The 12,487-nt window shown below is 42.9% G+C and carries 14 protein-coding genes; 8 read left to right on the plus strand and 6 right to left on the minus strand.

All coding sequences use genetic code 11. The features are described 5' to 3' along the window. Positions 1–97: 97 nt before the first annotated feature. Both V7K40_RS28535 and glpX read right to left on the minus strand, forming a co-directional pair. Complete coding sequence (locus V7K40_RS28535; RefSeq protein ID WP_334965744.1) at positions 98–1,384, minus strand: glutamyl-tRNA reductase; 1,287 nt, start codon at positions 1,382–1,384, stop codon at positions 98–100. A 233-nt stretch (positions 1,385–1,617) separates the two neighbouring features. Further along, positions 1,618–2,655 (minus strand): class II fructose-bisphosphatase, encoded by a 1,038-nt coding sequence (glpX, locus tag V7K40_RS28540; protein ID WP_334965746.1) that lies wholly within the window; start codon positions 2,653–2,655, stop codon positions 1,618–1,620. Between the two features lie 365 nt (positions 2,656–3,020). Between glpX and V7K40_RS28545 the strand changes: the two genes are divergently transcribed. The 7 genes from V7K40_RS28545 to grxD all read left to right on the plus strand — a co-directional run bounded on the left by V7K40_RS28545 (position 3,021) and on the right by grxD (position 8,164). Further along, the gene (locus tag V7K40_RS28545; protein ID WP_334965748.1) at positions 3,021–3,593 is read left to right on the plus strand and encodes a DUF981 domain-containing protein; all 573 of its coding nucleotides are present in this window, start codon (positions 3,021–3,023) and stop codon (positions 3,591–3,593) included. A gap of 56 nt (positions 3,594–3,649) precedes the next feature. After that, positions 3,650–3,964, plus strand: coding sequence for a glutaredoxin 3 (grxC, locus tag V7K40_RS28550; protein ID WP_334965750.1), 315 nt, complete (start codon positions 3,650–3,652; stop codon positions 3,962–3,964). Between the two features lie 164 nt (positions 3,965–4,128). Then, positions 4,129–4,626 carry a tRNA adenosine(34) deaminase TadA gene (tadA, locus tag V7K40_RS28555; RefSeq protein ID WP_334965752.1) on the plus strand — a complete coding sequence of 166 codons (498 nt, stop codon included), beginning with the start codon at positions 4,129–4,131 and terminating at the stop codon, positions 4,624–4,626. A 103-nt stretch (positions 4,627–4,729) separates the two neighbouring features. Then, on the plus strand, positions 4,730–5,485 hold the full coding sequence (locus V7K40_RS28560) for a 1-acyl-sn-glycerol-3-phosphate acyltransferase (protein WP_334965754.1): 756 nt from the start codon (positions 4,730–4,732) through the stop codon (positions 5,483–5,485). A 1,162-nt stretch (positions 5,486–6,647) separates the two neighbouring features. Next, the gene (locus V7K40_RS28565; RefSeq protein WP_334965756.1) at positions 6,648–7,256 is read left to right on the plus strand and encodes a hypothetical protein; all 609 of its coding nucleotides are present in this window, start codon (positions 6,648–6,650) and stop codon (positions 7,254–7,256) included. 237 nt (positions 7,257–7,493) lie between these two features. After that, positions 7,494–7,751, plus strand: coding sequence for a BolA family transcriptional regulator (locus V7K40_RS28570; RefSeq protein ID WP_094332828.1), 258 nt, complete (start codon positions 7,494–7,496; stop codon positions 7,749–7,751). An 89-nt stretch (positions 7,752–7,840) separates the two neighbouring features. Next, positions 7,841–8,164 (plus strand): Grx4 family monothiol glutaredoxin, encoded by a 324-nt coding sequence (gene grxD / locus V7K40_RS28575; RefSeq protein WP_298918833.1) that lies wholly within the window; start codon positions 7,841–7,843, stop codon positions 8,162–8,164. 351 nt (positions 8,165–8,515) lie between these two features. Here grxD and V7K40_RS28580 read toward each other — a convergent pair whose 3' ends face one another. Beyond that, complete coding sequence (locus V7K40_RS28580; RefSeq protein ID WP_334965758.1) at positions 8,516–8,764, minus strand: DUF6761 family protein; 249 nt, start codon at positions 8,762–8,764, stop codon at positions 8,516–8,518. 584 nt (positions 8,765–9,348) lie between these two features. Between V7K40_RS28580 and V7K40_RS28585 the strand changes: the two genes are divergently transcribed. Beyond that, positions 9,349–10,122 carry a response regulator transcription factor gene (locus V7K40_RS28585; RefSeq protein ID WP_273763788.1) on the plus strand — a complete coding sequence of 258 codons (774 nt, stop codon included), beginning with the start codon at positions 9,349–9,351 and terminating at the stop codon, positions 10,120–10,122. 86 nt (positions 10,123–10,208) lie between these two features. Here the strand turns inward: V7K40_RS28585 and V7K40_RS28590 are convergent, their stop codons facing one another. From V7K40_RS28590 to V7K40_RS28600, 3 genes are all read right to left on the minus strand, one after another. Then, complete coding sequence (locus V7K40_RS28590) at positions 10,209–10,982, minus strand: ATP-binding cassette domain-containing protein (RefSeq protein WP_334965760.1); 774 nt, start codon at positions 10,980–10,982, stop codon at positions 10,209–10,211. A gap of 166 nt (positions 10,983–11,148) precedes the next feature. Next, a complete protein-coding gene (locus V7K40_RS28595) occupies positions 11,149–11,715 on the minus strand; it encodes a hypothetical protein (protein ID WP_334965762.1) in 567 nt (188 codons plus the stop codon). A 201-nt stretch (positions 11,716–11,916) separates the two neighbouring features. Then, complete coding sequence (locus tag V7K40_RS28600; protein ID WP_334965764.1) at positions 11,917–12,378, minus strand: DUF4079 domain-containing protein; 462 nt, start codon at positions 12,376–12,378, stop codon at positions 11,917–11,919. Positions 12,379–12,487 lie beyond the last annotated feature (109 nt).

The raw sequence follows: 12,487 nt of genomic DNA on the forward strand, positions 1-12,487 counted from the left end.
AACTTCTAATTAGATAGATATCTAATTAGAAGTATATCTAATTAAAAAGCTTAGATCCCCAACTTCGTAAAAGTTGTCAGGGATCTTGTTGTTAAGTTTAACTAAACTGCTCCCCTGCATCCAGGTTGAACAGCATTTGCAGAGTTTGCATACAGTGCCGTCTAGCTTCAACATCTTGCTGCGATCGCAATTGCACCATCGGGTCATGTAAAATTTTATTGACAATTCCCCGTGTTAATGCTTCAATCACCTCTTGATGTTTTTCAGCGAATTCAGAACCTAATCTCGACAAAGCTTTTTCTAATTCTTGTTCACGGATGGTTTCGACTTTATTCCGCAGACAGCTAATAGTGGTAACAGTTTCAAGAGAGCGCGACCAAATATCAAAGGCTTCCACTTCTTCCTCTAAAAGTCGCTCTGCTTCCTGTGCAATCTTGCGACGGCTTTCGTAGTTTTGTGCTACTACTGCCTTCAAATCATCCACATTAAACGCCTGCACATTTGCCAGCTCATTCACATCCGCATGAACATTACGCGGCACAGAAATATCAAATAACATCAGAGAGCGCTGAACTTCTAAAACCATTTCCAATTTGGCCCGGTCAAGTATCGGCTCTGTTGCCGAAGTACTTGTAAACACTAAATCGCTATCGGCAATTACTGCCATCATTTCCGATAGCGGATGAATTTGGATAGATTGTTGAGGGAACTGCTTCGCTAATTCTTGGGCACGTTCACGAGAGCGATTTACAATACTAATTTGCACAGCACCTTTAGAAAGTAGGTGTTGCACCAGCAGCCGCGACATTTTACCAGCACCCAGAATTACTACTCGACAAGCAGCAAAATTTGCCACTTTTATCTGCGCTAATTCCACAGCTGCTGAACTAATAGAGACAGCGCCAGTACCAATACTAGTTTCAGTGCGAACCCGCTTACCAGCTGTCAGCGCTTGTTTAAATAATCGATTCAAAATGGTTTTTATACCGTTATATTGCTGCCCCAGTTTGTGAGTAGTCTTCACCTGAGCCAGAATTTGACCTTCTCCAAGTACCAGACTATCTAAACCACCCGCTACTCGCATGACATGCATTACTGCATCATCATGCAGCAGCATAAACAGGTGTCGTCGCAGGGAAATAACAGGCAATTTGCTGTATTCTGCAAGAAACTGAGTTATTTCTCGGATACCTTGGTCTGCTTCACTGGTAACAATGTAGATTTCTAAACGGTTACAAGTGCTAAGAATTGCAACTTCATCAATATGGGGATAGCTGACCAGATGAGCGATCGCACTTTCAATTTGTGGTTCTGGAATGCTCAGTTTTTCCCGGACTTCTACTGGGGCTGTTTTATGGCTTAACCCCACCACTGCTATATTCATTTGCTAAATCGTAGTTACTAGTTGGTAGTTGGGAATAGGGTATTGAGTGAGAATTGGGAATGGGGGATTTTTGTTTATTGGTTGGTAGTTTTTCCAACCAACAAATAATCACTAACTACTAACTACTAACTACTGTAAGGGTAAAGCATTTGGGTGACTATTTTTCCGTTTTATAGAAAGATTTCTTTCCAAATGCTTTGCCCCTACTTTTACCATTCCCCATTCCCTAAAAATTAGTTAAGTTGGAGAGTCTTAGGTTCACCAAACATGTGAATTGTATCAACAAATCGAGCAGTTTTTGACTGGTTGGAAATTACCAAGCTTTGAGTTCTTGCCCCGCCCTTGAAGAAACGCACACCTTCCATGAGATTACCACTGGTAATGCCGCTAGCAGCGAACAGAACAGTTTTACCAGATGCCAATTCATGAGCATCATAGACCTTATCGGCGTCATTGATATTCATAGACTTTAAACGATCAAGGTTAGCTTCTCTGCTTTCTCCTATCAAACCTGTTTTTACTATTGCTGGATCGTAGATCAATTGACCTTGGAAGTGTCCACCCATAGCACGCATTGCTGCTGCGGAGATTACACCTTCAGGAGCAGCACCGATACCCATCAGCGCGTGGATATTAGTTCCAGCAAAACCACAGGATATGGCTGCACCTACATCACCATCTGAAATTAGTTGTACTCTAGCTCCGGCGTCACGGATTTCTTTAATTAAATCATTGTGGCGTTCGCGCTTCATTACTACTACTACAAGTTCATCAATACCCCGGTCTAGAGCCTCCGAGAGAATCTTCAGGTTTTCCGTTGCTGACTTGTTGATATCTACCTTGCCCTTAGCTGCGGGAGGTGCTGCTAACTTCTTCATATAAAAGTCAGGAGCAGCAAATAATCCCCCCTTTTCAGAAATTGCCAAGACAGCCATCGAACCAGGTTGCCCGTATGCTACCAAATTCGTACCTTCACAGGGGTCAACCGCGATGTCAATTTCGATTAATTCATCAGGGTTACAGAAATTTTTGGCATCTGGTTGGGTACAAATACCAACTTCTTCCCCGATGTATAGCATCGGCGCGTCATCGCGTTCGCCTTCCCCAATCACAATGCGACCCCGCATATAGATTTTATTCATCCGCTCCCGCATAGCTTCTACTGCTACCTGGTCAGCAGTGTTTTTCTCGCCTTTACCCATCCACTTTGCGGATGCGATCGCGGCTTGCTCTACTACTTCAATAATCTCTAACCCAAGTGTATTTTCCACAAAGTCTACCCTCTCAGCTGCCTGAATTTACGTCGTTTTATGTAGCTATTTCAGTTTTCAAGTCTACCAAAGGGCGGATACACGTGGAGGAAAGTTAAGTTTTACTGCTAACTGGTTACAAAAGTGCCACTTAAGACATCCTGCTTTTTCACTTATCTTACTCCAGTATAAAGCGGGTTCAAAAGTAACTAAAATAAGAAATAGCACAAATAGGTAGCAGTGAATATCTAGAACATTACTTTTCTTCAGTATTTATCTTTAGGTATAAAATAATAAAGAAAAAAGCTAGTGAATTCACTAAAAACTCAAGAATGAGCGAAAAACGAGGCGCAGAGTCAAGAGCTTGTCAAATTAAGAGGTGAATCGTGTTTATCGACTACATCACACTAATGTTGATCAATATGGTAGCTGGGTTATTTCTACTGGCTGACTATGTGTATCGTGGTATAGATAGTTCTAATCAAAGACAGTGGATTCCTGGGTTTGGAATTACGGGTGCGATCGCACTAACAACTGGTTTACACATGAGCTTCACCTGGCCAGTAATCGGTAGCTTTAACATTGCCTTTGGTGAAACAACTGTCTTATTTGGAATCTTGTTTATTGCAGCGGCGATCGCCCTTGCTCAAGGTTGGGATTTATTGACAATAGCAGTTTACGGCTTCTTTGCTGGTGTAGTTGCGATCGTAGTGGGTATCCGCATCCTCAACTTGAATTTGACAAAGCAACCGCTTTTATCGGGAATCGGCTTTATTTTAACTGGATTAGGTGGTATTTTTGCAGCCCCAACTCTCTATTGGAAAACCAACCGAACTTGGCGGTTAATTGGCGTAGCTGTGCTGATAGTAGCCGCTCTAATTTGGGCATTGACTGGATATTTGTCTTACTGGAATCATTTAGAGAGTTTTCAAAAGTGGGTTCCAGCCCCAAGGCAGTAGGCAATGCCAGCAATGATCTAGGCTAGAGATATAGTTAAAACCTTGCTTAAGAAAATATGCTGGACTTTCTTAATCCTCTCTTAAATCGCCATCCAGAGCGAGTCAAAGCCAACGTCGAACTTTACACATGGCAAACTTGTCCTTACTGCATTCGTGCCAAAATGCTGCTGTGGTGGAAAGGTGTAAATTTTACTGAATATAAAATTGACGGCGACGAAGCAGCCAGAGCTAAAATGGCAGAACGCGCTAACGGACGCCGTAGTGTACCGCAAATTTTTATCAATAACCAGCACATTGGCGGCTGCGATGACCTCTATCAACTAGACACACAAAGTCAACTCGATCCCCTTCTAACCCAGTCCGCTATTTAGCAATCAAATTAACCCTCAACGGTTGCCTTGGTGATGCTATGTTGGGCAATTTTGGATTTTGAGAAGACTGCGCTGATTCCCCAACGCAGTGCTTCCTCCTTTTAGGAGAGAGGAATGGAAGTGAGGTCAGAATATTAAGTTGCAGATCGCGTATTGATCAGAATATGCTAACTAAGTATACGGAATATCTTATACATCAACAATGGATGAGTTATGCTCTAGAATTAGCAAAAGCAGCAGGAAATGCAGGTGAAATCCCTGTCGGTGCTGTTATCATTGATCCAACTGGCAAATTGCTGGCAGAAGGAGAAAACAGAAAAGAGCGCGACAAAGATCCTACCGCTCATGCGGAAATTCTCGCTCTCAAGACAGCTGCAATAACTTTAAAAAATTGGCATCTTAATGAATGCACCCTCTACGTAACTCTCGAACCTTGCCCGATGTGTGCAGGTGCTATTCTGCAAGCACGTCTAGGATTGCTTGTATATGGAGTAGACGATACAAAAACTGGCGCAATTCGTACAGTTATTAACATACCCGATAGCGCTGCTTCTAATCACCGTCTCCAAATAATCGGAGGCATTCTAGAGTCAGCTTGTCGTCAGCAATTACAGGCTTGGTTTGCCACTAAGCGGCGTAGGGTAAACTACGGACAGAGGTAAAACTGTCCATCTAGTAGGACACAACTCACGCAAGAGAATCTACGGTGTAACTAACCAGGTTTTTCGTTAAATTTTTACCCGTCAATCAGCTGCATCCGTCATCATGGAATTTCACTCTTCATCCGATACCTGTCAGCGCCCACCAGCAAATTCTGAGGTGGCTGGTACTACCTCAAGGGTTTCTCCTTGGTTAAGTCCTCTGGCATATTTATTAGGGCGTCACTGCCTATTACCGTTATTCTTTGGGCAAATTAGAATAACCGGACAAAAAAATATCCCCACAACTGGGCCTGTGATCCTCGCGCCTACCCATCGGGCGCGTTGGGATGCATTACTTGTACCCTATGCTACGGCTGATTGTCTGGAAGAACAAGACTTGCGATTCATGGTGACTATTGACGAATGTCAAGGTTTGCAAGGCTGGTTTGTCCGACGTTTGGGGGGGTTTCCTGTAAATTCTAAGCATCCGTCAATTCGCACGCTACGACATGGAGTTGAGCTACTTCAACAGAAAAAAACCCTGGTCATCTTTCCAGAAGGTAATATTTTTCGTGATGGTCAAGTTCACCAGTTGAAGCCGGGAATTGCTCGTCTTGCTTTAAGTGCTGAATCTAGTAATTCCGGGCTGGGAGTGAAAATCATACCTATAGGCATTAATTACAGCCAACCTTATCCAAATTGGGGTACAGATGTGAGTATTCACATTGGCTCCCCAATTAGAGTAGCGGATTACATGCATGGCTGTATAAAACAAGATTCCAAAAACATGACGGCTGATTTGGCAAAGGCACTGCAACAATTAAGCCATCAAGAAACAAAAATTACTAATCACGCATTTGCAGAAATTACTAATTCTTAATCTAGTCAAAAGTTCCAAGACTGGCTTTTAACCATTGACCGTGCCGATTTTAGATTTTAGATTTTTTTTGGTTCATGCCCCGTCCAAGCGTGGGCGGAACAATTCCATTATCGTCAATTTCATTATCCTCAAGCCCCATACCCGTACTTCGTGCCGCTACGCTAACGTGGTCGGGGTCAGCACTGAGCGAACCCAAGAGCGTCTCTAACAGTTGCCGAAGTGTTAATCCAAAAGACGCTCAATGACTTGCTCTAAGCGTTCGCGTAGCGTGTTGTAGAGAAGCCATGCCGTTGGCGCAGCCTCTCGTAGAGAAGGCTTTACGCTACGCTATCGTCAATTCCATTATCCAAAATTGTTTGACTATTAACCGTACATAATTCAGAAACTGTACGTTTTCAAAATTTGGCACTAATTGCTAACTGCTATATCCATCCTGAAGAAATCACAAAAGATTAATGGTATTTTGCAACCTTTGAGGATGTATACATATATAGATTACCTTTTCTTGACGGGATATTCAGCCAAATTGGCATTTTTTTGAGCAAACAGCTAATAATTGTCTGCATACTGAATTAGTTGATGAGAAATATTCTTACTATTTGGTCAGACAGTTAAATGAAAGTCTTTAGATTTTACTTGATTTTGTAAACATGACTGGTAAAAATAAAATTTTGGGAAGCCCGGACTAGGGACATCGCCATGTTTAAGTGGTTTGGTGCGATGCCTACGGCGGGCTACGCCTACGCGAATTAGTTCAAGCAGTGCTTTGGGAAGATTCTCCTGCCAAATATCCCAGTTAACCTCAGATAATTATTGGCGAGGAAAGTCGGTAGTCAGACAGATGCTGAAGCAGTCTAAATTCTTTTCTCAAATCAACTCTTCGTCACCGCCTTGTAAAACTACTCCCAAGCTACTTGCCAGTAAACCGATAATTGGAGAATCAAAGGAATTAACACGTTAACGCAGTCCACTGTTGGTATCACTGATTACGACGATTTAAGTTAATTACTATACAAGGGTCATGGGAACTCTATTAAACCGATTTTCAGTCCTAAATCAGAGATACTTAGGATGTGTCTTTGCTTTGTCCAAGACCAAAACAGAGTTAAGATACCCGAAGTTTCCATAACTTTTTTATATAGTTGTCGCACTAATTGATCCCATGAACACTGCTGCCGCTGTTACCTTGATGCACCGTACTGTTTTATCAGTCATAGCAGTTCTCAGCCTGCTATCACCTGTGAATGCTCAGGTATCACAGTCACCAGGCACTACCAGCCAACCACAACCCATTGACCCTAACAATCCCAATAACCTTCGCCCTATAACCCAAAATAGCAGCCTTTTGAGCATTGAAGGGGGCGATCGCCTTGTGAAAGAGGCAGAAAAAGCCGTTTCTGCTCAAAACTACCCCTTAGCTGCTAAGAAACTGCTAGAAGCACGTCAGGTTTATAATCAGCTATCTAATTTTTATCAAGAGTTAAACGCTAGCTTTTCGGGAATTGACAATAGAGTTTCTGATTCTCAGCGTCAAAAAGCTCTAGTAACAGCCCAAAAGCGAGATGAAGCGACCTTTCAGTTAGCATTGGTACATCGGGCACAAAATCAGCCAGAATTAGCTGTACCATTGTTAATTCAAATAATTAAAAGTCAAAACCCGACGCGGGATTTAGGCAAGAAAGCCTATAAGCAGTTGTTTGAATTAGGTTTTGTAGATTCTCCCTATCCCAGAGAAGGTAGTGGTTTATCTTCCTCACCCCCAAAAAAATAAATTAAATTGGCGTTGCCTGTTTTTCCTCATCTCCCCCATCTTTCACATCCTTCTCTCCCTGAGCAGCACCTTGGAACGCCCCAGTGCTAAGATAGGATTATCTGCCGTTTGACCCAGCGTTCTCAAAAATATACCTCAGAGGCAGTTTATCCCCAGCCTTGCCAAAACCTGAACTTGGCACAGGCATTTGCTCTATATCTGTTAATAATAGAAAAGTAAGTTTTTTCAGGAATAGCGATGATTAGTCCGCAGCAGGTTGAGGCAATGATCAAGGCGGAACTGCCAGACGCCCAGGTTCAGGTGCAAGACTTGACTGGTGGCGGTGACCACTATCAGGTAACAGTAGTTTCATCGCACTTTGCAGGTAAGGGACTTGTGCAGCAGCACCAGTTAGTTTATGGTGCTTTGGGGCAAGCTATGTCAACTGAAGCGATTCATGCCTTGGCAGTAAAAACATATACTCCCGAAGCTTGGCAAGCAACACCAGCTTCGTAAACATAGAGTTAGGAATTAGGAGTTAGGAGTTATGAATTTTTAACTTCTCACTCGTCATCGTTGAATGCAACATAGGAAACACAAATACCATGACGCCAGAACTCAAAGAGAAAATTGATAACTTGCTACAACAGAACAAGATTTTAGTTTTCATGAAGGGAAACAAGTTAATGCCCCAATGTGGTTTCTCCAACAACGTTGTGCAGATTCTCAATACCTTGGGAGTTCCCTTCGAGACAGTTGATGTTCTATCAGACTCTGAAATCCGTCAAGGAATTAAAGAATACTCTAACTGGCCGACAATTCCCCAAGTGTATATCAATGGTGAATTCCTTGGCGGTTCTGACATCTTGATTGAACTGTATCAAAAAGGTGAATTGCAGGAAAAGGTAGAAGTAGCACTAGCCTCGTAATATCTCTTTACGCAAACCAGAGGGTATGCTGCTGAATTTGCGCTTCGCAATCAAGGCAATGTGCCGTTTTTAATGTCCTTGAAAGGGGAGATACTATTTCTCTGCCCTTTCAAGGGTTTTTTAATCGGTTTTTCACAAAAATACTTGACCTATCTTGGAATTGATTTCAGGGCTAGTCAAAAATCCCCTCAGTCGAATTGGCAAGACCAAGTTTAGGGCTGAGGGGATGCGTTTTCTCAATACAATATCTCCAAAATCTCACACCACAGCAACCCATTGACGAATACAGATAATATGCTATAATAATCTGCGGTAATTAAGGGTTACTATCAATGGCCAGGTAAATGGTACTTAGTAGTAATCGCGTTGTGGCAGTGGTTGCGGCACTGTAAAATTTGATCCATCGTGCAAGTAGCGGCTGGCTTCCTCTTCTAAGCGATGAATTAGAAAAGGTTCAATGATGTTGCCATGTCGCAGTGCGGCTAGATATCCATCCAAATACATCCGCATATCATCCGTGCGATAACCGCGATTCCATAACTCGACGAAGGCGTCGGTGAGTCTTTGGTAATAGCGGATGGTTTGTGTGTCTTGGAGCATAACTGCTGTATTAATCTCTTTGGAATGAGAATTGTAAATGATTCACGCTCAAATGTGAACTGTAATTTCACTTTGGCATCAACTCAAAGTCAATACATCTACTTTGGGCAGTACCCTCATAGCAGCTACAAGCTACTTTAATCCTATTCCAGAAAACATCGATTCTATTTATCTGCTAAGTTATTTTTCTAATTTTCACACTCAACAGCCCAATTATATTGGTGTTATGTTCGTGGATGTGGGCACTAAATTTTTGCGAAAAAATCTTCTTTCACCATCAGGTTAAAAAGCTGTTGTAGTAACGGCTAGCTGGTTGGGTTATAGATATTTCCCACATTCCACCCATCTGAAAGCAAAATATTAAGCTAAAAGAACTTTTAATAAATTTAGTAACACTTTCGATAAACTTAATAAAAATTTAATAATATTTCTAATCGCCTTTTGGCAAGGCATAAATTAAAGATATTGCCACGCTTTTTATGAGGAAATGTAAAGCTAATAGCAATTGAAGTAACAAAGGCTACAAAACCTTAGAGATGGGCTTGTTACTTTGAAAGGCATCGACGCTAAGGGATCTTGCCACCGTGGGTTCGGTTTGTATAGAAATCATTGAGGGGAATCCCCATCTGAGGTCGTTGTTGGGTTGGCACTTGCAACAACTGGAATACCGTGTGCATCAAGCTGCCAGTATTTATCAAGCAAGGGAAGTATTTTTAAGCCATCAACCAACACTGGTAGTCTTGGATGCAGACCTGCCTGATGGTGACGGCATTGAGTTTTGTCGTTGGTTGCATCGTCAGCAGCAACCTCTTATTTTAATGCTATCTGCCCGTAATAGTGAAGGTGATATCGTCGCAGGTTTAAAGGCGGGTGCGGATGATTATCTGAGCAAACCTTTTGGGATGCAAGAGTTTTTGGCACGGGTAGAGGCACTGATTCGCCGGAAGCGTACACCTACTGCACCAGCTTATTTGGATTATGGCACTTTGCAAATCGATTTAGTTCAGCGCCGCGTCCGCTTCCAGGGGGAGTTTATCGACTTAACGCCCCAAGAATTCAGTTTGCTGTACGTTTTGGCACAAGCTGGGGGAGTGCCTCTGAGTAGGTCAGAATTGCTGCGTCGTGCTTGGCCTGACGCTATCGATAACCCTCGAACCATTGATACTCACGTTTTGTCGCTGCGGAAAAAGGTTGAACTTGATCCCCGGCAACCTAACTTGATTCAAACTATCCGCAATGTAGGATACCGTTTTAACATGGAAATTTTGAATATCAATATTTCACAGTCACAAACAACAAAGTTAGTTAGAGAGAGATTTAGTAATCAACGTTCAACACTTAGTAGTAGTCAAGTGTAAATGGCCCAAACATTGCAAACAGGGCATTGGGGTGAGGGGGAGTAAGAAAACGACTCCTGATTCCTATTTCCTGACTGATGCAAAATTTAAAATCCAAAATCGTCTTGAGCTTTTGCTTTAATTAAGCTTTCTCGTAATTCAACCCAGTTTATCTCAGAGACTCTTTGATTTGCGAATAAATGACCTTGTTGCAGGTGTAATAACCGAGTGCAAAACATTTGGGCTAGTTCCAGTTGGTGATTTACCATCAGAATCGTGGTTTGATGAGTTTGACTCAACTGGGTTAAGACTTGCATTAGATGAGAAGCTGTACCAGCATCTAGAGCAGAGGTTGGCTCGTCTAATAATAATATTTTAGGCTGGATGACTAAGGCACGAGCGATCGCTACTAGTTGTCGTTGTCCAGCAGAAAGTTGTACCTCTGTTCGCCCTAACCATTCACTGGGAATGTGCAGTTGTTCTATCCAGTGATTGACTCGTTGCTGAATTGTCTGTTTGGGCAAACCACGCAAAACTAAAGGATAAGCCAAAGCTTGCTGAACTGTCATCCCCAACAGCTTGGATTCTTGCAATACAAGTACAAGTATCTGGCGTAACTGAATGACAGGAATTTGGCGATATTCTTGATTTTCTAAATACAGTTTACCATTTGTGGGTTCAATTAGGCGGTTGAGGAGGTGCAGTAACGAAGTTTTACCAGCGCCTACTGGGCCTACAATGGCAATGCGATCGCCCTGGAATACTTCTAAGGATATATCCTGCAATATAGGGTATCCCTGCTGATTACCGGGAAGTTGGGTTTTCAGCTTTGTAAACAGATTAACTTGCTCTAGCCTGAGCGTGGCTTTTGCTGTATTCAAGGGGAGTGGGGATTGGGGGCAATGGAGACTAGGAACTGGGGAGATGGGGGAGAAATAACCAATACAACTCTTGGAGAGGCTGCGCTCTAAGCGTAGCTATGCCGCAGGCTTTACGGCTACGCTCAGGACAAGCTCAGTACAAGTGCCCCATGCCCAATACCCTATTTTAAGTTAATTGTGCAGTAGTTAAGGCTGTAGCGATCGCCCAGCCATCGACCAATAGTAACAGCAGTGTGAGTAGTAGTAAAATCAAGTACATCCACGCCTGGGCTAAAGGGCGAACATCTGTAGTATCAATGCCTGTCTTTGCTTGGACAATTTGGACGAAACGGGCAAATCCGGCTACACGCATTGGTAGTAAATAAGCTTTCCCATCCTGGCTGAGGAAGTAATAAACTAGCCCTCCTTGACCAGTGGTGCGGGGTTTTAACTCTTTCACCTCTGACCAAGGTAAGAACCAGCCTTTACGAAAAAAGCGAGGCACCCAAGCGGGGTAAGTAACCTGAATTCCCTGGTCATCTACCATGACTTGTTCAGTCAATACAGCATACAAGGCAACTAAGCCGATGCTAATCCCTATCCACAATAATTCTGGGGGTACGGGTGCAACTGTTACCTGCGATAAGAAGGGTAATGGGACTGTGAGTGCTATATATAGACTCAGCAGCGTTATCCGAATCAAAGGAGACAGACGAAAAACAGAAGCTGAGGTATTGGCTAAGTTTGCTGTCACGGCTCAATCACGATTATTGGCTTTAAATTCATACTAACTGGGAACCAGGCAAGCATTCAGGTAGACAAACACGAATACTTGTTGATGTTTTTATTTTCTCCATGCCAATAGAGCTTCCAGAGAAACACTTTCTTTAAATTGCCCTGATGGTTCAATAGATTGTCATGCAAGGCACTTCTTAATCTAAAATTTAAAATCGGTTTAGGGTAAATACTTTTGCACTACAATCCAACCAGTCAGGGACACCCAAGCAAATCCGACAAACAGAATAATATTTACGCCGATGTGTAAAGGTCTAGCCCAAGGCCGTCTGGCACTAATTTGCGTAGCACTAAAAGCAGACAGTAAAACTAATGCTACCACTATCAATCCAGCGACCAAGTGTGACGAGTGCCCTAAAGAACCAAAGTGTCCCCAAGTGCCAACAATACCAATTAACAGAAGTAGCAGCACTAAACTTACCATGCTGATGCCCATTGTATAGTGGAGCGATCGCACCTCTCTATTTCCACCCAGAAATGGGGTGATAAAAGGGAATTGCTGCGAAGTTCTCGTCCGAAACATCCAAATGCCGGTGACTGTTAACATCAGATATGCCAGCAGGGACAACCCCATCGACCAGGCGGCTATTTTCCACAACCAAAGAAATGAAGGCAGATTCATAAGAATGATTGTAGATCGAGAGAGGGGGAGATGGGGGAGCAGAGGAGGCAGGGGGTAGGGGAGCAGGGACTAGACAAGGGAGACAAGGAAAATAACCATACCCAATGTC

The organism is Nostoc sp., from assembly GCF_036917195.1.
Classification (GTDB): Bacteria; Cyanobacteriota; Cyanobacteriia; order Cyanobacteriales; family Nostocaceae; genus Nostoc.